23 protein-coding genes and 2 pseudogenes are annotated in these 21,220 nt (G+C 49.6%); 16 read left to right on the top strand and 9 right to left on the bottom strand.

The window, feature by feature from the left end:
* Positions 1 to 2: 2 nt before the first annotated feature.
* The gene (gene budA / locus BM007_RS07285) at positions 3 to 782 is read right to left on the bottom strand and encodes an acetolactate decarboxylase (protein ID WP_061098944.1); all 780 of its coding nucleotides are present in this window, start codon (positions 780 to 782) and stop codon (positions 3 to 5) included.
* Between the two features lie 105 nt (positions 783 to 887).
* Here budA and BM007_RS07290 point away from each other — a divergent pair, with 105 nt between their 5' ends.
* The 9 genes from BM007_RS07290 (at position 888) to BM007_RS07330 (ending at position 9,051) form a co-directional block, all read left to right on the top strand.
* Positions 888 to 1,769, top strand: coding sequence for a LysR family transcriptional regulator (locus BM007_RS07290; RefSeq protein ID WP_090417887.1), 882 nt, complete (start codon positions 888 to 890; stop codon positions 1,767 to 1,769).
* 248 nt (positions 1,770 to 2,017) lie between these two features.
* Positions 2,018 to 2,608, top strand: coding sequence for a hypothetical protein (locus tag BM007_RS07295; protein ID WP_024906950.1), 591 nt, complete (start codon positions 2,018 to 2,020; stop codon positions 2,606 to 2,608).
* A 232-nt stretch (positions 2,609 to 2,840) separates the two neighbouring features.
* Positions 2,841 to 3,698, top strand: a complete 858-nt coding sequence (locus tag BM007_RS07300) for a MurR/RpiR family transcriptional regulator (protein ID WP_090417890.1) — start codon at positions 2,841 to 2,843, stop codon at positions 3,696 to 3,698.
* Positions 3,699 to 3,825: 127 nt separating this feature from the next.
* Positions 3,826 to 5,154, top strand: coding sequence for an aspartate aminotransferase family protein (locus BM007_RS07305; protein ID WP_090417893.1), 1,329 nt, complete (start codon positions 3,826 to 3,828; stop codon positions 5,152 to 5,154).
* Positions 5,151 to 5,705 carry a carboxymuconolactone decarboxylase family protein gene (locus tag BM007_RS07310; protein ID WP_175557789.1) on the top strand — a complete coding sequence of 185 codons (555 nt, stop codon included), beginning with the start codon at positions 5,151 to 5,153 and terminating at the stop codon, positions 5,703 to 5,705. The genes BM007_RS07305 and BM007_RS07310 overlap by 4 nt, the downstream gene beginning before the upstream one ends.
* A gap of 125 nt (positions 5,706 to 5,830) precedes the next feature.
* The gene (gene glnH / locus BM007_RS07315) at positions 5,831 to 6,583 is read left to right on the top strand and encodes a glutamine ABC transporter substrate-binding protein GlnH (RefSeq protein ID WP_032649674.1); all 753 of its coding nucleotides are present in this window, start codon (positions 5,831 to 5,833) and stop codon (positions 6,581 to 6,583) included.
* A gap of 51 nt (positions 6,584 to 6,634) precedes the next feature.
* Positions 6,635 to 7,291, top strand: coding sequence for a glutamine ABC transporter permease GlnP (glnP, locus tag BM007_RS07320; protein WP_024906945.1), 657 nt, complete (start codon positions 6,635 to 6,637; stop codon positions 7,289 to 7,291).
* A 2-nt stretch (positions 7,292 to 7,293) separates the two neighbouring features.
* The gene (gene glnQ, locus BM007_RS07325) at positions 7,294 to 8,016 is read left to right on the top strand and encodes a glutamine ABC transporter ATP-binding protein GlnQ (protein ID WP_024906944.1); all 723 of its coding nucleotides are present in this window, start codon (positions 7,294 to 7,296) and stop codon (positions 8,014 to 8,016) included.
* A 21-nt stretch (positions 8,017 to 8,037) separates the two neighbouring features.
* On the top strand, positions 8,038 to 9,051 hold the full coding sequence (locus BM007_RS07330; protein WP_048993203.1) for an acyl-CoA--6-aminopenicillanic acid acyl-transferase: 1,014 nt from the start codon (positions 8,038 to 8,040) through the stop codon (positions 9,049 to 9,051).
* On the opposite strand, the gene gstA is transcribed toward BM007_RS07330, so the two are convergent.
* Complete coding sequence (gstA, locus tag BM007_RS07335) at positions 9,045 to 9,650, bottom strand: glutathione transferase GstA (RefSeq protein ID WP_048993219.1); 606 nt, start codon at positions 9,648 to 9,650, stop codon at positions 9,045 to 9,047. The two genes, BM007_RS07330 and gstA, sit on opposite strands and share 7 nt — an antisense overlap.
* Positions 9,651 to 9,769: 119 nt before the next feature.
* Here gstA and BM007_RS07340 point away from each other — a divergent pair, with 119 nt between their 5' ends.
* From BM007_RS07340 to BM007_RS23210, 7 genes and pseudogenes are all read left to right on the top strand, one after another.
* A complete protein-coding gene (locus BM007_RS07340; RefSeq protein WP_090417896.1) occupies positions 9,770 to 10,654 on the top strand; it encodes a LysR family transcriptional regulator in 885 nt (294 codons plus the stop codon).
* A gap of 207 nt (positions 10,655 to 10,861) precedes the next feature.
* Positions 10,862 to 11,317, top strand: coding sequence for a hypothetical protein (locus BM007_RS07345; protein ID WP_024906940.1), 456 nt, complete (start codon positions 10,862 to 10,864; stop codon positions 11,315 to 11,317).
* 213 nt (positions 11,318 to 11,530) lie between these two features.
* A complete protein-coding gene (locus tag BM007_RS07350; protein ID WP_071994451.1) occupies positions 11,531 to 12,199 on the top strand; it encodes a class I SAM-dependent methyltransferase in 669 nt (222 codons plus the stop codon).
* 210 nt (positions 12,200 to 12,409) lie between these two features.
* The gene (locus BM007_RS07355) at positions 12,410 to 13,129 is read left to right on the top strand and encodes an alpha/beta fold hydrolase (RefSeq protein ID WP_061715811.1); all 720 of its coding nucleotides are present in this window, start codon (positions 12,410 to 12,412) and stop codon (positions 13,127 to 13,129) included.
* Between the two features lie 527 nt (positions 13,130 to 13,656).
* Positions 13,657 to 13,779: pseudogene (locus tag BM007_RS23380) on the top strand (serine dehydratase); the annotation flags it as partial.
* Positions 13,780 to 13,814: 35 nt separating this feature from the next.
* A complete protein-coding gene (locus BM007_RS07360) occupies positions 13,815 to 14,951 on the top strand; it encodes an asparaginase (protein ID WP_090417899.1) in 1,137 nt (378 codons plus the stop codon).
* 123 nt (positions 14,952 to 15,074) lie between these two features.
* Positions 15,075 to 15,227, top strand: a complete 153-nt coding sequence (locus BM007_RS23210) for a hypothetical protein (protein WP_155267924.1) — start codon at positions 15,075 to 15,077, stop codon at positions 15,225 to 15,227.
* A gap of 622 nt (positions 15,228 to 15,849) precedes the next feature.
* Here BM007_RS23210 and BM007_RS07365 read toward each other — a convergent pair.
* From BM007_RS07365 to BM007_RS23255, 7 genes and pseudogenes are all read right to left on the bottom strand, one after another.
* Entirely contained in the window at positions 15,850 to 16,503 is a 654-nt protein-coding gene (locus BM007_RS07365) for a LysE family translocator (RefSeq protein ID WP_061715813.1), read from the bottom strand.
* A 246-nt stretch (positions 16,504 to 16,749) separates the two neighbouring features.
* On the bottom strand, positions 16,750 to 17,127 hold the full coding sequence (locus tag BM007_RS07370; RefSeq protein ID WP_048993206.1) for a hypothetical protein: 378 nt from the start codon (positions 17,125 to 17,127) through the stop codon (positions 16,750 to 16,752).
* 386 nt (positions 17,128 to 17,513) lie between these two features.
* A complete protein-coding gene (locus tag BM007_RS07380) occupies positions 17,514 to 17,900 on the bottom strand; it encodes a hypothetical protein (RefSeq protein WP_024906923.1) in 387 nt (128 codons plus the stop codon).
* A gap of 155 nt (positions 17,901 to 18,055) precedes the next feature.
* Positions 18,056 to 18,640: a hypothetical protein gene (locus BM007_RS07385; protein ID WP_090417901.1), complete on the bottom strand. Its 585-nt coding sequence runs from the start codon at positions 18,638 to 18,640 to the stop codon at positions 18,056 to 18,058.
* 85 nt (positions 18,641 to 18,725) lie between these two features.
* On the bottom strand, positions 18,726 to 19,094 hold the full coding sequence (locus tag BM007_RS07390; RefSeq protein ID WP_024906921.1) for a DUF7716 domain-containing protein: 369 nt from the start codon (positions 19,092 to 19,094) through the stop codon (positions 18,726 to 18,728).
* Between the two features lie 146 nt (positions 19,095 to 19,240).
* Positions 19,241 to 19,798: an imm11 family protein gene (locus tag BM007_RS22975; protein ID WP_139210893.1), complete on the bottom strand. Its 558-nt coding sequence runs from the start codon at positions 19,796 to 19,798 to the stop codon at positions 19,241 to 19,243.
* Between the two features lie 2 nt (positions 19,799 to 19,800).
* Positions 19,801 to 21,015, bottom strand: a pseudogene (locus tag BM007_RS23255) (RHS repeat-associated core domain-containing protein); the annotation flags it as partial.
* Positions 21,016 to 21,220: the final 205 nt, after the last annotated feature.

Genomic DNA, 21,220 nt, shown 5'->3' on the forward strand with positions numbered 1-21,220 from the left:
TGTTAGTTTTCGACGGCACGGATCGCCGCATCCAGATTGCTGGGGTGAAGGTTGGCCTGTAAAAAGGCGCTGTCGGCGGGCAGATCGATCATCAGCTTGTGAATTTCACCGAAGGTGAGGACGCCGCTCTCCAGCTGGTAGTCGAGCAGATGGCCCCCGCCCTGACGGTCGTCGGTGATGAAATGCTCGTGATAGCCCGCCACGTTGATGCCCTGCATATGCTGCGGCGTGCGGAACCCGACCAGCACGCCCTCGCGCTGGTTGAAGCGGAACACCGGCTGGTCGTCCAGCACGTCGGTCATCGCGCGGTACGGCGGCTTCTGGCGCGGTACGGTGCGGGTGTGGGCGTGACGGAAGTTGCCGTCGATGCGCAGCGCGCAGAACAGGTTATCGGAGGGGATCTGCTGGTCGATGACGTCGTGGATCTGCTGACGGCTCACCGGCGCATCGAAAGTTTTGCGATACTGCGGCTGGAACCAGGTCATGACCGCGAACGGCGTTTTCTGCTCCGGCTTCGCGGCCCGGGCGCTGCCGTCGGCGCGCAGCTGGTACACCTGACTGCTGAAGGCAATCATTTCGCCGTCCAGCTCGTTGAAGGTACCCAGACCAAAATCACCGTGTGCCAGCAGATCGGCGATGGTGGTCTCTCCTTCATACACGCCGCTTAACAGGGCGCTCATTAGCGATGTCTGATAGATCACGCTGTCAGGATGCTGGGCGGAGAACCCGCGCAGGGTCTCACACAAACTGGCCTCACAGTCGCAGGCAGATGAATGCATCATCATGCTCGTCCTCTTCAACTTTATTTAGAAAGGTTAAATAAATGTTGACCCGATTCAGCAGAGAGTTCCAATATAGAAACCATGCTGGTTTGAGACGTTTTAGATATGGAACTTCGTTATCTGCGGTATTTTGTCGCGGTTGCACGCGAGCGACACTTCACCAGGGCGGCCGAAGCGCTGGGTATTTCACAGCCTCCTCTGAGTCAGCAAATCAAACGGCTCGAAGAGGAAGTGGGCACGCCGTTGTTCAGACGTCTGACGCGGGGCGTGGAGCTGACCGAAGCGGGAGAAGCCTTCTATGAGGATGCCTGCAAGATCCTGGCGCTGAGCGATGCCGCGCTGGAGAAAGCCCGCGGCATCGCGCGCGGGCTGAACGGCAACCTGTCGATTGGCATCACCAGCTCCGACGCTTTTCATCCCAAAATTTTTACCCTGATTCGCCAGTTTCAGGTGCAGAACATGGCGGTGCAGGTTCACCAGGTGGAAGCCAATATGTCGTCGCTGACGACGATGCTGGCAGAGGGTGAACTGGATATCGCCTTCGTGCGCCTGCCGTGCGAGAGCAGCAAGGCGTTCGAGTTAAAAATTCTCGACCGGGAGCCGATGGTGGTGGCGCTGCATCGCGATCATCCGCTGGCGGCGTGCGATTCGCTGGCGTTAGAGCAGCTTCGGGAAACGCCGGTGGTGTTGTTCCCGCAGGAGGTCGCGCCGGGCCTGTATGACCGGGTTCACGGCTGCTGCGAGCGGGCCGGGATTGACGTGCAGCACGCGCTGCAGTCGTCGCAGCTTTCGTCCTCCCTGAGCATGGTCTCCGCTGGCGGCGGGTTCGCGCTGGTCCCCAAATCCATGGCGGCCATTGCACCGCCGAATGTCACCTATCACACGCTGAGTTCACCGGAGCTTTATACCGATATTGCGCTCTGCTGGCGGCGTTTTGAACGTTCGCGGACGGTAAAGCGGTTTTTGACGATGCTGAGCGAGGGGTGACGGCAGTGCGGCTGTGCCCGGCGGCGCTTCGCTTGCACGGGCCTACGGTTCGTGTCTCTTTTTTTCTCTTGTAGGCCGGGTAAGGCGCAGCCGCCACCCGGCAATGCCAGCCTCTGTCGTCAAATAACGGGATCTTAGAACGGTAAAGGTCTTGTTGATGCACGCTTCGGTACTACGTTTTCCTGGTAATTGTCTGCCGCAAACCATCTGTTACTCTGGCTGTGCTCAAAGGATGACAAGGAAGAACAATGCTGAACCCCGGATTCGTTACCCGCAAAGCGCTTGCTCAGTGGCGGGATGTTCCTGCTTTTCTCCCCCAGTTCCAGTTTCATGAAAAACACCGAGCGGTCATTCATACTGCGCATCCTGAAAATATTCTGCCGTTGATTGCCAACTTTGACGTCCGGCAAGATGCCGTGATTCGTCGGCTGATGTCTTTGCGGCAATTGCCGCAAAGATTTCTGCGCAATCAGCAGGCTAACTCAATCAGCAACTTTGGGTTGCACAGCTTTACGCTTTTGAAAAGTTCAGCCTCTGAGCTCAGCTACGGCTTAAAGGGACAATTCTGGAGGACTGATTTCGGTCTGGAAAACGCACCGGATGCCATTGCTTTTCAGTCTCCAGCCGCGCCGGGCAGCGCAAAACTGTTGCTCCGCTACCAGGTAACGGAACTGGCGCCGGGTCAACATGAACTCTGTACGGAGACCTTCGTTTATTGTCCGGACAAACGTACTCACCTAAAAATGGTAGCCTACTGGCTGGCAATACGGGCCGGGAGCGGCTGGATCCGAAGAAGGACGCTGAAAGCGGTTAAGTCGAATATTGAAGGGCTGGAATGAGCGAGGAGCAGCGCTATGCTGCATAGAAAACAGTCTTACCTTTGGCCTTTATCATAATGATCATCAGATTGGTTTCGCGCATCTGATAACCCCCCTGTTCAGCTCCCCGTTGACTTATTCACTCTGTGTTTTCATCATCCGTCTCTGAGACAACGCGAACCCGTTCGGTCTGTGAAGATCGAACGTAAGTTGACAACAGCAGCGCTAACCTTAAAAAGCGGGACTATTTGCTATGAATCCAAGGGAAAATATTGTCAGTACATTCAGTGAGTTGTCTGCAGAATTACAGCGTGCTGCCGAGTTCTCTCTCCAGAATACCAATCAGCTGGTCGTGCTATCGATGCGTGCCTTCGCCAGTGAAGCCGGTGTAAAACCCGCCACGCTGCTGCGGTTAGCGCAACGATTGGGTTACAACGGCTGGGGTGAACTCAAGAACGCATTCATTGATGAACTCGGACTGCGCAATGATACATATGTATCCAAAGCCGAGAAATTGATTGCCAAAGGCACTCAGCCGCAGCTGTATGAAGAGGTGTTTCAGGCGCATCAGGTAAATTTGGCTTTCACACAGCATGAAAACCATCAGGCCATGGAGCAGGCTGTATCGCTGCTGGACGCGGCTGAGAATGTCTATATTTGCGGCTTCCGGGCCAGCTTTCCTATCGCCTGGTCGCTGTTTTATGTCTATCGACTGTTCAATCGGCAAGCATCACTCATTGATGGTCTGGCGAGCAATATCGAGGTGTTCACCCGCGAATTAACAGCACAAGATTGCCTGTTACTCACCAGTTTTGCCCCCTATTCGCGTGAGTCGCTCGATGTCCTGCACGCGGCCCGGCAGGCAGGCGCGACAATCGTCGCCATTACGGATTCTCCCGTCTCGCCATTAGCCCAGGCTGCCGATTGCACGCTGCTGTTCTCCATCGACAGCCCGTCGTTTTTTCCTTCCGTGGTGTCTGGTATGGGGCTCGCCGAGTGTTTACTGGCGATGCTGGTCGCGCGCCATGGTCGGGATGCAGTCAATAAAATCGAAAATGCTGAACGCTATCTTATCGACTCTGGCGCCTATGTGGTGCCCGGAAAATCCTGAAAAATAATTCATTTGCATCCGGCATAAGAAAATAGAATGCATTTGGATCAAAATGAAATTGACGTGATACAAATGGATCCTGCAAGATGCGCTTTATTAGCACAGCGTATTCAGGAGCAGGACCCGCATGACACATATCATTCACCGCAGTCTACGCAACACGCCCGCCGTGGCGGTACGCGCCCAGGGGGCGTACATTTTTGATGCACAGGGAAAACAGTATCTGGATGCCTGCGGTGGCGCCGCCGTTTCCTGTTTAGGCCACGCGCATCCGGACGTTCTGGCTGCGATGCATCGCCAGATCGATCAACTGGCCTATGCCCACACTAGTTTTTTTACCAGCGACACCGTTGAACAGCTTGCTGAACAGCTGACGCGCACGGCACCTGGCGATCTTAACTATGCCTATTTCGTTTCGGGCGGTTCGGAAGCGGTCGAAACTGCGCTCAAGCTGGCGCGCCAGTATTTTGTTGAGATCGGCCAGCCGTCGCGCACCAAATTTATCGCCCGTAAGCAGAGCTATCACGGCAATACCCTTGGGGCGCTCGCGGTGGGAGGCAACGAATGGCGCCGCCGCCAGTTTGCTCCCTTGCTGATCGACGTTATCCGCGTTTCGGCCTGCAACGAGTATCGCGACCGCCGCGCTGACGAAACCCAGCAGCAATACACCACGCGTCTGCTCAACGAGCTGGAGCAAGCCATTATTGAGGCCGGTCCCGACACCATTATTGGTTTCTGTGCAGAAACCGTGGTGGGAGCCACCACCGGCGCCACGCCGCCTACCCCGGGCTATCTTAAAGGTGTACGCAACCTGTGTGATAAATACGGCATCCTCTATATCGCGGATGAAGTGATGTGCGGCATGGGACGCACCGGCACATTGCATGCGTTTGAACAGGATGATGTGGTGCCGGATTTGGTGACCATCGCGAAGGGGCTGGGGGGCGGCTATCAGCCGATTGGCGCAGTATTAGCGAGCGAGAAGATTGTCTCAGCGCTGCAGGCCGGTAGCGGTCTGTTCCAGCACGGGCACACCTACATTTGTCACGCGACCGCCGCGTCCGCAGCCCTGGCCGTGCAGCAGGTGATCGCGCGCGATAATTTGCTGCAGGCGGTCAGGCAACAGGGGGCTTACCTGCACAACGCATTGCGTGAAGTGCTGGGGGAATTACCGCATGTCGGGGATACGCGTGGACGCGGCTTGTTTGCGGGCGTTGAGCTGGTACGCGATAAAACCAGCAAAACCCCCTTCGATCCTGCCCTGAAACTGCACGCAGCAATCAAAGCAAACTGTATGTCACGTGGGCTGATGGTCTATCCAATGGGTGGAACGATTGACGGGCAGTATGGCGACCATATCCTGATCGCCCCCCCGTTTATTGTCACGCCTGGCCAGCTCGACTTTGTAGTGGACACGCTGAACACCGTCATTCGCGAAGAGACCGGCAAATTATGATCAATCGTTTACCCCCACTGGCGGAGCATGAATGGGACGACCAGCAGCGTGCTTTGGCCGAAGAGATAATCAATGGGCCCCGCGGTGCGCTGCTGCCACCTTTCGAGCCGCTGCTGCGCAGTCCAGAGCTGATGGCGCATGCGCAACGCATGGGCGAATACCTGCGTTATCGCAGCGCGCTGGGACAGCGCCTGTCGGAACTGGCGATTTTGATGACCGCGCGGCACTGGTCACAGCCTGTGGAGTGGGCGATTCATGCGCCGATAGCGCGCGAGAAAGGTATTTCTGCCGCGGCAGTGCAGGCGATTAATGAAAAGCGTCTTCCAGAGGATCTGCAGCCGGATGAATGGGCGGTCTATCACTTTTGCAAGGAGTTACAGGAGCAGCAGAAGGTCAGCGATGCCACCTGGCAGCACGCTATCGCGCTGTGGGGCGAGAAAGGCGTGGTGGATCTAATCGGAATTAATGGTTATTACAGTTTTCTCTCGATGGTAATGAACGGCGCACAGACGCCGGTACCCGACACCCGGGATGAGATTATTCCCGCATAAGTATCGTTTTAATTTTGGCGCATGAAAGTGCGCCCTGCATATCAACTTTTTTATTTCCCCACCCTGCCGATATATTTCGCCGGGTGACATTCATGCACGCTACTTCACTGACGCCGAGGGTTATCATGTCTGGATTATTCACTAAATTAAAAGTTACGTTAGCACTGGTCGCTTGCTCCGCCAGTTTTGTGGCAGAAGCGCAGGATAAATTAACGGTTGGCGTTGATACCGCGTTTGTCCCCTTTGAATTTAAACAAGGCGATAAATACGTCGGCTTTGATATTGATTTGTGGGATGCTATTGCTAAAAAAATGCACGTCAGCTACGAATTACGCCCGATGGACTTCGGGGGACTGATTCCGGGTTTGCAATCACGTAATCTGGATGTCGCCATGGCGGGCATTACGATAACCGACGCGCGTAAACAGGTCGTCGATTTCAGCGACGGTTATTATGATGCTGATTTATTAATGGCGGTGAAAAGCAGCGATAATACCATTACTAAATTCAGCGATTTAGCAGGAAAGAAAGTGGGATTAAAGCAGGGAACGGCGGCGGCCAGCTTTATGAAAAGCAAATATAAGGCGAACTATGTCGAATTCCCGAATATCGATAACGCCTATCTTGATTTGCAGGCAGGTAACCTTGATGCCGTGGTGCATGATTCGCCCAACGTGCTCTATTACGTAAAAACGGCAGGTGATGGCAAAGTGAAATCGACCGGCGAGACTGACAGCATTCTGCCGCAGCACTACGGCTTTGCGATGCAGAAGAACAGCAGCCTGACGCCGAAGATCAACGCTGCGCTGCAGGCGCTACGTGCGGACGGCACTTACAGCAAGATTTACGTGAAGTGGTTTGCTAAACAGCCAAAATAATCCCGCCAGGTCGGAGCGATCCGACCTCGTTACATCTTAACGGGTAACATGATGAATTTCGACAGTAAATATATTTGGGAGTCCCTGCCGCTGTTGTTGCAAGGACTACAGCTGACGCTGATTATTTCATTATCAGGTTTATTGGGTGGTTTTGTTATTGGCCTGCTGGCGGGAACCTGCCGGGCGCTCGGAGGGAAAATATCAAAGACAGTCTCGTTAGTCTTTGTCGAGTTAATCCGCGGGACGCCTATTATGGTGCAAGTGATGTTTATTTACTTCGCACTACCCATGGTGTTACCGATTCATATCGACCCGGTAACCGCGGCCATTACGACTATTGTGATTAACTCAGGTGCTTATATTGCAGAAATCACCCGAGGGGCGATCCTCTCGATTAATAAAGGTTTTAGAGAGGCCAGCCTGGCAATGGGATTATCTCAGCGCAGCACGCTATGGCATGTCATTATGCCGCTGGCATTACGCCGTATGATCCCTGCGTTAGGTAATCAGTGGATTATCAGTATTAAAGACACCTCGCTGTTTATTGTGATTGGTGTGGCGGAATTGACTCGTCAGGGGCAAGAAATTATTGCCGGTAATTTCCGCGCGCTGGAAGTCTGGACCGCAGTGGCAATGATTTATCTGCTGGTGACGCTGTGCCTGAGTTTCCTGCTGAAGCAACTGGAGAAGAGGATCCATATTTTATGAGCATGGTTGAATTTAGCGCAGTGTCGAAAAATTTCGGTGCCACTCAGGTGCTGCACGACATCAATTTAAAAATTGACGCCGGCGAAGTCGTGGTGATCATCGGCCCTTCCGGTTCGGGCAAATCGACGCTGCTGCGCTGCATTAACAAACTGGAGGAAATTTCCTCCGGCACGCTGCTGGTAGCGGGAATGCATATTACCGATCCTCACGCTAACGAATGTGATATCCGCCGCGAAGCCGGGATGGTGTTTCAGCAGTTCCATCTGTTCCCCCATCTGACGGCGCTGGAGAATGTGATGTTTGGTCCGGTTCGCGTACGCAAACAGAGCAAAGCCGCCGCGCGGGAGCAGGCGCTGGCGCTACTGGACCGCGTTGGCTTACGCGAACGCGCCAGTCACTACCCATCAGAGCTCTCTGGCGGTCAGCAGCAACGCGTGGCCATTGCCAGAGCCCTGGCGGTGAAACCGAAAATGATGCTGTTCGATGAGCCAACCTCAGCGCTGGACCCCGAATTACGGCACGAGGTGCTGAAAGTTATGCGCTCGCTGGCCGAAGAAGGCATGACCATGGTGATTGTGACCCACGAAATCGGCTTCGCCCGGGATGTAGCATCCCGGCTCATCTTTATTGATGGCGGCACCATTGCCGAAGATGGTCCACCTGATATGCTGCTGAATAGCAGTCGCAATCCACGCCTGAAAGAATTTTTGCAACACGTATCCTGAACAGAAGTGAATGATAATACTATGAAAAAAATCGAAATTCGTGGTTCCGCTTTTGCAGTAGGTCAGGAACTTGGCGCCTTTGGCCGCGAGGCCTGGCAGGCAAAACTCACGCAAACGGCGTTGTGGCAAACCGTTACCGCCATGAAAGACGCAGAACAGACCCGAAGCATGCGCTCGCGGGTCCAGTCACACTATCCCCTGATCTGGCAGGAGCTGGAGGGATTAGCCGAGGGTCTGGATGCACCGTTTGATGAGGTGTTTGCCTGGAACTGCCGCGGCGATCTGGTGCGCTCAACCTCTGATGGCTGTACCACGGTAGCGGGAAGAACCGCAGAGGGGGAGCTGATTATCGCGCATAATGAAGACGGTTTCCCGCAGCTTCGTAATGACTGCGCCATCGTCAGCATCACCCCGGATGACGGCCTGGCGTTCACCAGTTTTGCTTATCCGGGCTCAATTTGCGGACATACCTTCGCCGTAAACGAAAAGGGCGTGGTGAATACGGTGAATAACATTCGCGCTTTGCACCGTCCACGCGGAATGCCGCGCCAGGTATTAGCCCGCGCCGCGCTGAATGCCGCCACCTTAGATGAAGCCATCACCATACTGACCACAGGGCCACGCGCCGGTGCATTTCATCATACGCTGGGACAAATGGGAGACAGCCGGCTGTTTAGCGTAGAAGCGACGGGAACAGGCTGTTCCGTCACGCCGCTGCGGGAGGTTTTCGCCCATGCTAATCACCTTATCCACCCTCAGCTTGACGCGGTTGAGCAGGTGATCACCGACAGCTCCCGGTCACGCCAGCAGCGGCTAAACGCCTGGCTGGAGACGCAATCTCACCTTGATGGTGCGGCGGCACTGGGTATTCTTTCAGACCAGCATGATCCCGCGCTCCCGATTTATCGTCTCTCGCCACACGACCCGGATGAAGAGAACACGCTGGCCACGGCCATTTTTACCCTGAGTACGTCGGAGATAAAATGGCAGATATTCACACACGATCGGCAAAAACCTGCTTTACAGTCTTACTGAGCCGCTTCCGCACGTAATGCGGCCTGCACCGCTGGACGGGCATTAATTTTATCTCTGTATTCCAGCAGCGCAGGCCAGGGGCTCAGCTCAATGGAGAAGAACTTGCACCACCCCAGCACGGTAAAAAGATAGGCATCTGCCACGCTGAAGGTCGATCCCGTCAAATAAGCGCGAGTGGAGAGCGTTTCCTCAAGAAAACTGAACCGCCTGAAGAGCTTCTCACGAAAAATGGATTTGACCTCTTCGGGCAACACGCGATTGAAAAGAGGAGCCGATCCCGCGTGTATTTCACTGGTGATAAAGTTAAGCCATTCCTGAAGCCGCACCCGCTCCCAGCTGTCTGCTCGCGGCGCCAGCCCCCTCTCCGGCTTGAGGTCAGCGAGGTACTGCAAAATCGCTGGCCCCTCGGTCAGGATATTTCCGTCATCCCGTTCAAGCGCGGCGACATAGCCTTTAGGGTTAATGGTCAGGAAGTCGCGCCCGTCAGCGGTAAGCTTGCTCCTGTTGTCCACTTTAACCAGCTCAAACTCAATCGCCAGTTCGCGAAGCACGATATGGGGTGAGAGTGAACAGGTGTCCGGGGCGTAATAGAGTTTCATAATCTCTCCGTTAAAGCTGTGAGTGATAAACATTCGGTTTGCATTCACTGTGCTTAAAACCGTTATCACTGTAAAATTAATGATTCATAAATTAACTATTAGCTGAGCTACTGATACCCATGATGAATCTGTTGCACTGGCGCCTGATGGTTGCCGTGGCGGACGCCAGTAATATTTCGCGTGCCGCTGAAGAGGTCGGCATGACGCAGTCGGGTGCCAGCCAGGCGATCGCTCAGTTAGAGGCTTCATTAGGATTTGCGGTATTTACGCGTGAGCGACGCCACGTCGGTGTTACAGCCCTGGGCGAGCGGGTTGTCAAAGAGGCAAGAAGCATGCTGGCACGGCTGGACGCCATCCGCACACTGGCGGATGAGAGCCGCGGGCTGAGTGGCGGGCGCATTCGACTTGCCAGTTTTCCGTCAGTAACGTCCACGCTTTTGCCGGGGCTGCTGCGGGACGTGAAGCGCCTGCATCCTGAAATAGAGGTGGTCGTACTGGAAGGCACGGACCAGGAGGTCGAAGAGTGGCTTGCGGCAGATACTGTTGATATCGGTGTGGTCATGAACCCTGTTCCCGGACGCGCGGATGCGATCCTGGGGCAAGATGCATGGGTCGCAGTGTTACCAGCCAACCACCGTCTGGCTCGCTATGCACGCACGCGCGGCATCACCCTTGAGGAACTGGCAGACCAGCCCTTCGTACTCGCCACAGGCGGTTGTGCCGTCAATGGAAAAAGCCTGATGGAGCAGACTGGGTTGGAACTGTCTGACGTACAGGTGACCGTCCGCGACTGGATCAGCGCCTGCCTGCTGGTACGCGAAGGCTTGGGCGTCGCACTGATACCTGAATCCGCTCTGCCGGATGAATTACGCGGTTTGTGCGTCGTGCCCGTGACGCCTTCGCTGTGCCGGGAGTTTGGGCTGGTTTGCTCCCAGGCGGGCAAATCTTCCCGCGCGACGCAGACGTTATTAGAAGGATTGATCAAAATGAAAAAGTCTGCGTAAAGAGTAACCGCGGTACAAAATGTGCCCGGCGGCTACGCCCTTCTGGAAGCCGCCTCGCAAACCTGCAAGCAACCTGATGTAATTCATGGCTATCCCTTTTTTTCCCTTCTTCGCGGTCGTAAAGTGCCTGCGTTGCGGCACATCCGTAACCGGGCGTAGGAACCCGTTAGCATAACATGACATTTTTTTGCACAACGAGGATGCTAAATGGCTACTACCCCTGAATTTTCTTACGCGCTCTCTGCGGAAAGCGCTGTTTGTCACCTCATCAACAATTCAATTTCCGATTCTGCGGATCTCTTCGAACTGGCCGATGCCTGCACCGCCTATGTAAGCGTATTGGTGGAAACTGACGACGACGTGACATACACCACGCTCTGTAAGCGGTTGCTGGCTGCGCTGAAGCGACTACGGGAGTGCTGTGATGCTGAACTCCCGCCGTATCTGGTTGAACAGCTGATTGCGGGAGAAAAGATGGCTTCCTGCGTGCCGGACTGCTGGCAAGAGACGACTCTGCAGGTGGACTATGCCGTGGCGTTAACGCTGGCGGTGATGGGCGGAACACTGCCTGCGAGCGTGGCGAAAGAGCTGACCGGGCTGCTGCATGATATGGTCTGGCTAATGGCGGAGTTTGTGAAGGAGCCGTATATCGCGGCGCACTGAGGCGTGAGATGGGAGGCCGGAAAACTGTTGAGTAAGAAGCAGGAATTTCGGCCTTACGCAAAATACAATGTTGTTTGTCGAATGTCCCTTAAGAGTGAAAGCGGACGTTATTGCGTGTATCTACAGCACGCACTTTTTCGCCAGAAACTTCATTTTTTCCATAAATAACATATAAAATAAAGGGTGTTATTGTTGCAATAAAGCGTCTTAAATATGAATCCCTATGAAGAAAAATACAGACAACTCATAGCGAATGGGGCTATAGCTTGGGCTGATAAAGGTTATTTCAGGGCAAAAGAACAGCAAGAAAAAATCTTTCAGTGGCTTGATTTTAATAATTATTTACCCCAACCTGGCGCGCCAATACTTGAAATGGGATGTGGTAATGGAGCGATGGCTGCGCAGTTTCTTGCTGAACGAGGATATTCAGTATGGGGTGTGGATTTTTCTGAAACCGCTATCAGATGGGCTGAAAGGCGTTTTCAACAAGCGGGCCTCTCCGCTCATTTTCTTGTCGGAAATGTTTGTCATATTTATCAATGCAAGGACTCAATGTTTGAGCTGGTTATTGATGGTAGTTGTTTGCATTGCCTGATAGATGATGACCGAACTCGCTTTTTCGCAGAAGCGAAAAGATTGCTCAAACCCGGCGGACGGCTTGTGATCAGCTCCATGTGTGGAAGCCCCCGTAATTCTGATGATATTAGTGTTTTTGATCCTATAAGACATCATTTACTGAAAGAAGGTCACCCCTGGCGTACCCTGAAACCTCTCCCTGCATTAACAAATGAGATACAGGAAGCACAATTTAACGTACTTGCAACAAAAGTTAATACCAACGAGTGGTGGGATCATGCCACTCTGGTATGTTCTTTGAAATAATTATCGGCTGATTGCTCGTTAAAGTTATATCCGCTTCAGTCATCGAAATTAGATGCTAGTCTGAATTCCGCTTTTAGCGAGGAGCGGAAGATGCCGACGCACATCAATTGGGCAAGAGATCGTGTGACAAACTAAAAAATGGCTACCGAAGCAGTGGTGATTCAGTCTGACATTGCATGGCGCGCTTGGGTTTGATACAACGAATAAACCATGTCGCCAAAAACACATACGAAGATGATTTCGAGTCACAACTTCCTGGTCCCGTTCCATGGCAAAACAATTCATGCTGAAAGCACATTTGGGCGCAATGGACATGTTCTGATGCTTCATGGTGGCGGCAAAGATCGAACCGTTTTCTACAAATACCGGGATATTTTGGATACCCTGGGTTTTGGAACGACGGTATTTGACTTTACAGGTCATGGTGAAACGGGGGGAGACATTCACGAATCTTCTCTTTTTAATCGTACGATGCAAGCAGAGGCGGTTATCGCTTCTCTGGGGCAGACGCTTACAGGTTGTATGGGCATCAGTATGGGAGCCTATAATGCACTTCAGCTTAGTAAAGCGATGCAATTCCGATCTCTCATCCTTATGGTTCCAGGTGTCTACTCAACACTTGCATATAAAGTTAAGTTTGGCCCTGATTTCTCTGCAATAATACGCCAACCCAGGAATTGGGAACATACAGATGCATGGAACATTGCTGCTGAGTTTAACGGGAATTTACTGATTATTGCTGCCGAAAATGATGCAATCATCCCCTCAGAAATACCAGAAAAGCTGCTGTCTTCTGCATCATGCTGTAGTCAAAAGCAACTTCTGACCATTCCCAAAGCTGGACATAATAATATTTGGGAAAATGTCATGCTCTCACCTGCGCTATACGAAAACGTAAGATCGGCCTTTAAGCATTGTTTATCTGATTAAATCAATGACCGCTCCTGGCACGCAGCAGACAAGCACCATCTATTCCTCCCGCAACGAGGCCGTAGTCTTTTTGAAATGTAAGCAAAGAAAACAGTGGCTTATTAAAAACCCAATTAAAAATCATAGTTGACATATTAAACTTTAACACCCGCCTTTTTGTTAACACGTTGACTTGAAAATGTTTTCATATTGTTAACATTGTGCATGCATTAGTTCTATTTTTATATTTTGATAACATCAATTCTGTTAAAACCATCACCAGGACAACTTTTGACTCATTAGTGGATTCTGTATCAAATTTTGTATGGAATAAATTACATAGATTAAATAACCCCATTTATGTTCCAGGGATTTTTTCTTTGAGATGTGTCGCAATATAAGCTTGTCTTCCAGAGTGAGAACTGGAAGTGAAAGGACAAGGTGTGTATAAATGAGGTGTTCTTTATATAACACTACTTGCTTATGGTGATGTAGTTGCATCTGCTGAAAAATTGATAGATGAGTAATTATAACGCCTGCTCTCAGTCGGTACTCTGGCCTTTTCATCCGGAAATTATGTTCAGGCTACCACTCTGTCTGCAAAATTACCCGGTATGTCGGCTACGATTGTCATGCCCCATGATGCTCCAGCCAAAGTATCGGCGACAAAAGTTAAGGCATCTGCCTTTTATCTAAGGAATAAGTCATGTTCAAGCCTATAAATCATCCTGTCGCGTTTGCGCTAACACTAGTATATGCCTCGCTATTTACTCATGGTTCTCAGGCTGCAACGGCCTCGCCGTCATTAACGACATATAGCCAAAAAGCGACTGAGACTCTGCCTAAATTGATGATCCTTGCTACCGGCGGTACCATTGCAGGACAGAGCACTGGTGAAGACTCCAGCTCTATCGGATACACATCCGGCGCCATCAGCCCAAGAGTATTGCTTGCAGCCGTTCCAGGATTGGATAAAAAAGCCCAGCTTAGTAGTGTCCAGGTCGCATCCATTGGTTCTCAGGACATGAATGATAAAATCTGGTTTGATCTTGCCCAGAAGATCGACGATCTGTTCAGTACAGGTGCCGCTGACGCTATTATTATTACCCATGGCACAGATACTCTTGAAGAAACAGCTTTTTTCCTCAGTCTGGTAATACATCACCCCCAACCTGTTATTATTACTGGAGCCATGCGACCGGCGACAGCAACTGGTGCAGATGGCCCTGCTAATTTGCTTGAGTCTGTGAATGCTGCTGTGGACAAACAATCGAAGGGACGGGGAGTAATGATTGTGATGAATGACACTATCCAGTCACCGATTTGGTCCACGAAATCGGATACAACCGGAGTGGCTACTTTTCAGTCACCTTACGCCGGCCCACTGGGTTATGTCGATGCGGCAGAAGTTCATTATATTACCCCGGTGCCGGCAGAATCTCGTCTGTCTCTACAATTACCTGCATCCCATAAACTTCCGCGGGTTGAGATCATTTATGCCCACAGTAATATGGACGATGTCCAAATCAACAATGCGGTGCGTGATGGTGCAAAAGGAATTATTCTCGCCGGCGTGGGAGACGGAAATACATCCGCCTCAGCGTTAGCCGCGCTCAAAGCAGCCCGGGAGCATGGACTTGTCGTGGTCCGTGCATCGCGCTCCTATACAGGAGCAGTAAAACGTAACGTCGAGGTCGATGATAACAAAGCCGGCTTTGTTGTTTCGTCGGGGCTGAATCCGGCAAAAGCACGGATCCTTACTCAGCTTCTGCTTGCAAACGGAAAGACTTCACCAGAAAACGTTCAGGCCGCATTCTGGTCAGTTACCGGCCATAAAAACTGACGTAAAAATACCCTTCGATAAGAGGCGTTTTCGATGCTTTTACAGATAATTTTTTATCTGGGGAAACGCCTGTGAAATATGGTGATCGGGCGGTATACCATAACGCATAGACATGATCCGCGCATGTTCACGTTTGACAAAATCAAAATTGACGGCAGTTTTGTTAAAGATGCCGTCGTTCGGCCGGACTGTGCCACTGTCGCTAGAGCTGTCGCTGAAGGTGTTGAAACTCAGGAGCAATTTGATCGTATCCTTGAGGAAGGTGTGCAGAGATAAAGGGTTATTTTTACGCGCCTCCCGTTCCGTGCGAAAGAGACGTTATTGCCGTGGAAAGGTTAAACAAACTCAGAGCAGGTTCCCCTGCAGCGAATACGGAACAGGGCTGCATCTGACTTCCATCCAGAGCTCAAACCCTTTCTTCTGATGACCAAACTCTCATAGAGGTACATCTAATCCCTTATCAAAGGCGATTTTTCAGGGGCGTTTGGGGTTGCAGACATTGTGAAGAGTGCGTGGGAAAAAGACGTCTCCCCAGGGGAGGAGACGTAAAGAATAAAATGCTAAACAACAACGCCATCACAGCGATAGATAATGTGTCGAAAACGGTTAAAACCAACGAAACCGTTTGCGTGGGTTATTTTCTCATAACCGCTCACCCTTAACAGCTACCAGAACGGGTAAAAACGACAGCTTGCATTTCCGTTATCCGATGAGCAGTTCTCTGTCTAACGGTTCGATCCGGTTTCTGACGTCATCAATAGTGGCGAACGTCATTCTGTGCCCCCTTAAACTGCTTCGATAGGGTCACGCTAAAGCGCAGAGCGGAACTGATAAGCTACTGAGATGAAGATCCGCTATGAGCGAGGAGCGGACACTGGGTTTACCCTTTCGGTAAAACTTAACTGGAAGATTTCGATACGACACCAGACCCGCTAAACAACATGCGGATGCCGAGGCCTATCATGACAACGCCTGTAAATCGTTCCTGCCATTTGATAAAGCCTGGGTGTTTACTTAGCCAGTTTCCAAATGTCCCTGATGCCATTGCGACTGACCCCAGGGAAATAATTCCTGCCAGCTTCTGGATACTACCCAGAACAAGCAATTGCAGCCAGACAGGACCCGCAGCGGGATCGACAAACTGAGGAAGAAAAGCGAACATGAACAGTAGAGATTTTGGGTTAGTCAGGCTGTTCAGGGCGCCTTCCTTAACGGCACTCCAGTCAGAAATTTTGGCAGTTTTTCGCAGCCGCGTATCTGTGCCTGAAGTCGCAATCATTTTTATGCCCAGCCACATCAGATAAACCGCACCAGCCCACCTTAACAGATCTAGCGCAACCGGCCAGGCATGAACAACGGCTACCAGCCCCAGGACAAGAAAAGAAACTTGCACAAAACCAGCTACAAAGACATTACCCAGTACCGTAAGCAGTGCAATACGTCTTCCCTGACCGACTCCTCTTGCGATAGTTAGCATCATGTCTGGCCCCGGAGAAATCTCCAGAAGCGTTAGCGCGAGAAGAAAAGTGAGAAACGTTTCGATGGAAGGCATCTTGGTTAAGTCCGGATAAATATTTCTGCTACGTTACATCAGTCCGATTCGAGCCGAAAGTGGAATATACTGCAGCGTCTGCTTCTGGCACAAAGCGGACATATCTTTCGCATTCACCTCATACAGTGACGTAGCAATCCTATTCGCCGTTAAACGTTGGCTCAACACATGTGCCCTCTACTCGAAATGTCCCGCCTGCATCTTTTAAAGTTCGGGTGCTAAGATAGCCATGTAGTAGCTAAAATCTTACGGTAATTGTAGCGGCACATCACTGCCATCAAACATTTCTCTTAAATACTTTTCAAGCGATTTAAAATCTTTTGCTGCAGGAATGACCACGCGATATTCGCTGATGCCAATTTTTTTTGCGGCATCATCATTAAGCACGATCACAAGTTTGCCATCTGTGAGTTGAACGGAACGAATAGAGTCTGTTAACTCATATTCCGTTGACTCACTCTGAAATCCAATGCAGTCGTTAATAGGTAATTCATCCTCATCAAATCGTCCGATAATGATAAAGTTTTTTGGATCATGAGTGTCATCTCCTATTCCGATAGTGAGAACATCATTTTCTTCAAAGCAGTTAATATACGCTGCAATAAGATTTTTAACATTACTCATCAGTTGTCCTTGTCTTGAATCGTTTTGCTCCTGACAGATTTTACCGAAAGCATGATATTCATTAACATGTTAGTATCGTAAAAGTAGTCGAAGATTGCATCCGCACAAATATTTTTAATATTGCTCCTGTTAAAGGCAAAGTATATATTTCCGGCATAGCGAAGCGGCTGATGTGCCATCGCCATGCGATTCACAACACATGGGAAACCTTGGCTCCGATGACGTACCTCGCCAAAGCTGCCGAGCTGGCCGCTTCCGCGCACTTAGCCGCATTCGTCGGTTATCACGAAATCGATTTGACTTCTTCGGGCAGCACGAGGTTGAAAAGAGCTGTAGATACAGCGTGATTTTAAGATGAATGTTGACCTTATCTGGGATCGGTATATTCATCCTTTGGTTATGCGTCTATTCACTATGTCATTCACATAATGTTCAATCGAAATATTGTGCTCCCGATTAATTTTAGAAATGAATGCGCTAAGATGCTCTTGCGATGCATGAAGGGTAGTGGCAATAAGGTTATCAAAATCGTTCTGAGTGAATCGTTTATGTCCCTTCAACGTCGAACGCTGGAGCAAAGTGTGTGCGGTCACTTCCAGGACGGCCCGCCGGTAATGATCGGACAGCAGGACGTCAAGATCGATCTGACGAATATCAAACTCAAAATGAAAACTTACAAATCCCGATTCGACAGGTAAGGAATAAATCAGTTTGTCACCTAATTGCTCAACGTAAGGTTCATATCCTTCTCCCATTACTCGCGTAGTCTGCATATAATCCCTTTCCTTTCATGCATTAGATTAATTTCTCTTGAATAAATACACCGCATTACTATTTTAAATCTTGTTTAAAACACCCGTAAAAAAGAGAACCTCACCTCGCTATAAAATAATATTTTACCGTGAGGGTTTCCTTTTAAAGAAAAAATCTATCCATAAAAATAATTATAAAATGCATTGAAGTTTTCATTACCGATAAGAGGCACAATCCTTCCCCGCAATTCATCAATAAAATCATCTTTTACTTCGTCATTATCATCTGCTATATCAAAGATATCGTATTGGCCATATACCAAATCAATAAGCTCAGCTAGAGAAAATATGAACCCAGAGAGACTACTAGCTATCTGAAACGGTTCAATTACATCACAACCTGCATAAACAGAGGAACTCCCTTCATCGATAACCGCAATTATAGGTTTACCTCCGCCTAAATCATTACCAATAACAAGATAATTATCTGGTAAGTATTCATAACCACTTTGAGCCTTCAAGAGCTCACTGGCCGAGTGAAGTTTAATTGGCGTGAAGCCTGTTTCAATCTTTAACTTTTCAGGATTATAATTTTCATATAAAAATTCCACCTCTGTCGAACGAGGTAAGTTGGACGGGAAGGCATTGTCCAGATCAGTGACGGTGCTGAAACTTCCTGACAGCGAGTGTTTATTGCAAATAACAATAAGTTGTTTTAATGCTTTTTCAATCTCATTCACAATAGTCTCAGACGCATCCATAAATATAGCCCTCAGTAATAACCAATTAATTTAGAATTACATTCTCAGTATGTACTACCTTAAAATAAGCTAAGTAAATCAATCTTTAATTAATCTCTCGCTCTTTAAATAAAAGCTCTTTGAAGTTATCGTTCTCGAGATAAAAATTTAAACCTGATATGAAATCCGCTACAGATGGTTTTTCTCTTTGGATAGAGATATTATGTAATACATCTATAAATTGATCTCCATAGAAAAACAACTCTAGAGAATTATCAACAACAAAATCAGGATATACTTCCTCATCGTTATCACTAATGACAGGATAGTTATCTAAATAACAAACAAGCTCTTCTTTAGCAAATGCTTCATATTCTTTTGTATACACACAAAAATCATCTAATGTGTTCCCACCCATGATTTTATATATTAAGCCATCTAACCCATACGCTTTTCTGTATTCTAGCCAACTCATACGCACAATCCTTGAGGGTTATCTTTTATACTTTGCAAAGCAAGTAGTTAATGATAAAATCATATATTGAATTGGAATTTAAATGTTTTTATAATCCGGGAAAATCATTCCCCGGACCATTTTAGCTAATTAAAATCATACTCACATTAATAAATAGGGTCAGCAAAATCTATTCCTTTCACATTATTCTTAGAAAGGAACTTTTTTAATTCATTTGAAATAATTACGCAAGATTTATATTCACTACATCTTGCCATACTAAAATCTTCAACAACATTTTCTTTGAAGACTATTTTACTAAACTTCCTTGGACCATTAGGTAAATAACTTAATATAGGTTGGCTTTCTGAAGCTTCCATATCGATGCATGAAACCTCTCTTAGTATATTAATTATTTTATACCCTTGATGTTGGGTTTCATTTACAGTTACAGTTGCGTCAATAAGTTGAACATCAGTCCGAAAAACATCGTGACAAGAAATTAGTGATGCTAGTCTGGGTGATATGAATATAGGCCCATCACTATAATAAAAATCATATGCAAGCAGTGCCTTCTCACTCACCTTAGATTTTAATTTAAAAAAATACCCCTCGTTACTTTCAATTGATTTACATTGAGAAAAAGCACTTCCAGATATGTCAGGGTGCTGGTATTCAAACCAATAACTATTGGGGTAATCAGAAGCAATTCGTAGCTCATACATACTTAGCACCTCGCTTTTCTAACCGAGTTTTTGTTAAGAATAGTTTTCCCACCGCGTAAATCGGCACGTTCATTTTTTATAATTTCACTAACAGCTTGTTTATACTCTGCTTGTTTCCAGCCGTTTTCCTTCCCGTATTCATATATAGCATCCATCTGGTCACCTATATTTTTTGTATAAACAGGGTGAGACCCACTATGGATTGTTCTTGTCGGATGGTAATCAGCTGACTTAGGTAAATAAATAACATTTTTAATATCATGGATATTAAAATCAGCCGCTTTTATTAAATCATGGCCTTTTAACTGTTGTGGAATAATATGATGCTTTTGGAAACCAGTAATACTCGGCATCGTGTTATAGGTCAGCAATCCAAGCGGATCAATCCACCCCAACGGGTTCGGCGCATACTGATAAAGGTTCCACCCACCATTCAACCCAATCGGATCCTGCACAATAAACCACCCGACCTGCGGGTCGTAGTAGCGGAACAGGTTATAGTGCAGTCCCGTCTCACCGTCAGCGTACTGCCCGGCATAGCGCAGCGGCTGGTGTGCCATCGCCGTGCGATTCACAACCCTTGAGAACCCTTCGCTCTGATGATGTACTTCGCCAAAGCTGCCGTACTGACCGCTCCAGCGCACCGCGCCGCGCTCGTCGGTCACTTCCAGCGGCGCGCCGTTCAGGTCGGTATTGAACCAGTAAATCTCACCGCTCTTCTGGTCACGAAGGTGATCCACCCGCGCCAGGGGGCTCCAGGCTTCATTCGGATCGTATACATAAGTGCTGCACAGCCCGCTCTCCTGCTGCACCTGCAGCAGGCGGTAGCCCTGCCACAGGAAGCGGGTGTCGGTGGTGCCGTGCGTCGTGGTGACGATTTTGCGCGTGCGGCGGCCCAGCGCGTCATAGTGATAGCGCGCCTCAAACCGCCCTTCAGGCCCGGTTCCCCGGGCGAACACCAGACGGTTCTCGGCGTCATACGCATAATGCTGTTCATACAGCCCGTTGCGGCGGCTGACCAGGTTGCCCCAGTGGTCGTATTTCATAAACAGCGCCTGCCAGTGCTGCAGGCGGTTATCCGTGACCGGTACCGGATCGTCACTGGCGGCGAGGTTATCCGCGGCGTCATAGCTGAACTGCGCGCGACTGTGCCCCTGTCGCGCCTCGTATTGCTTCAGCAGACGCCCTTCGGCGTCATGACGGTAAGCGATCTCATCGCTTTCAATACCTAGGGCAACGCCTTCGGCGGTTGGCGTGCAGCGGATGCGGGTAATCTGGCCGCTCAGATCGCGGGCGTAGCGGCTTGCATAAGACAATCATGCTACCGCCACACCCTGATAAATTAAGCCATCTGCACGATAACTATTTTAGTTTTTATACAACAGGTTAAACACTGAAACTTACCGAAACATAATGCTGTTT

Origin of the sequence: Enterobacter sp. NFIX59 (assembly GCF_900113755.1) — a bacterium.
In the GTDB taxonomy this organism is placed as follows: Bacteria; Pseudomonadota; Gammaproteobacteria; order Enterobacterales; family Enterobacteriaceae; genus Enterobacter; species Enterobacter pseudoroggenkampii.

Coding starts and splice junctions, on each gene's coding strand:
- budA (WP_061098944.1), bottom strand. CDS start 782: ATGATGCATTCATCTGCCTGCGACTGTGAGGCCAGTTTGTGTGAGACC.
- BM007_RS07290 (WP_090417887.1), top strand. CDS start 888: ATGGAACTTCGTTATCTGCGGTATTTTGTCGCGGTTGCACGCGAGCGA.
- BM007_RS07295 (WP_024906950.1), top strand. CDS start 2,018: ATGCTGAACCCCGGATTCGTTACCCGCAAAGCGCTTGCTCAGTGGCGG.
- BM007_RS07300 (WP_090417890.1), top strand. CDS start 2,841: ATGAATCCAAGGGAAAATATTGTCAGTACATTCAGTGAGTTGTCTGCA.
- BM007_RS07305 (WP_090417893.1), top strand. CDS start 3,826: ATGACACATATCATTCACCGCAGTCTACGCAACACGCCCGCCGTGGCG.
- BM007_RS07310 (WP_175557789.1), top strand. CDS start 5,151: ATGATCAATCGTTTACCCCCACTGGCGGAGCATGAATGGGACGACCAG.
- glnH (WP_032649674.1), top strand. CDS start 5,831: ATGTCTGGATTATTCACTAAATTAAAAGTTACGTTAGCACTGGTCGCT.
- glnP (WP_024906945.1), top strand. CDS start 6,635: ATGAATTTCGACAGTAAATATATTTGGGAGTCCCTGCCGCTGTTGTTG.
- glnQ (WP_024906944.1), top strand. CDS start 7,294: ATGGTTGAATTTAGCGCAGTGTCGAAAAATTTCGGTGCCACTCAGGTG.
- BM007_RS07330 (WP_048993203.1), top strand. CDS start 8,038: ATGAAAAAAATCGAAATTCGTGGTTCCGCTTTTGCAGTAGGTCAGGAA.
- gstA (WP_048993219.1), bottom strand. CDS start 9,650: ATGAAACTCTATTACGCCCCGGACACCTGTTCACTCTCACCCCATATC.
- BM007_RS07340 (WP_090417896.1), top strand. CDS start 9,770: ATGATGAATCTGTTGCACTGGCGCCTGATGGTTGCCGTGGCGGACGCC.
- BM007_RS07345 (WP_024906940.1), top strand. CDS start 10,862: ATGGCTACTACCCCTGAATTTTCTTACGCGCTCTCTGCGGAAAGCGCT.
- BM007_RS07350 (WP_071994451.1), top strand. CDS start 11,531: ATGAATCCCTATGAAGAAAAATACAGACAACTCATAGCGAATGGGGCT.
- BM007_RS07355 (WP_061715811.1), top strand. CDS start 12,410: ATGTCGCCAAAAACACATACGAAGATGATTTCGAGTCACAACTTCCTG.
- BM007_RS07360 (WP_090417899.1), top strand. CDS start 13,815: ATGTTCAAGCCTATAAATCATCCTGTCGCGTTTGCGCTAACACTAGTA.
- BM007_RS23210 (WP_155267924.1), top strand. CDS start 15,075: ATGTTCACGTTTGACAAAATCAAAATTGACGGCAGTTTTGTTAAAGAT.
- BM007_RS07365 (WP_061715813.1), bottom strand. CDS start 16,503: ATGCCTTCCATCGAAACGTTTCTCACTTTTCTTCTCGCGCTAACGCTT.
- BM007_RS07370 (WP_048993206.1), bottom strand. CDS start 17,127: ATGAGTAATGTTAAAAATCTTATTGCAGCGTATATTAACTGCTTTGAA.
- BM007_RS07380 (WP_024906923.1), bottom strand. CDS start 17,900: ATGCAGACTACGCGAGTAATGGGAGAAGGATATGAACCTTACGTTGAG.
- BM007_RS07385 (WP_090417901.1), bottom strand. CDS start 18,640: ATGGATGCGTCTGAGACTATTGTGAATGAGATTGAAAAAGCATTAAAA.
- BM007_RS07390 (WP_024906921.1), bottom strand. CDS start 19,094: ATGAGTTGGCTAGAATACAGAAAAGCGTATGGGTTAGATGGCTTAATA.
- BM007_RS22975 (WP_139210893.1), bottom strand. CDS start 19,798: ATGTATGAGCTACGAATTGCTTCTGATTACCCCAATAGTTATTGGTTT.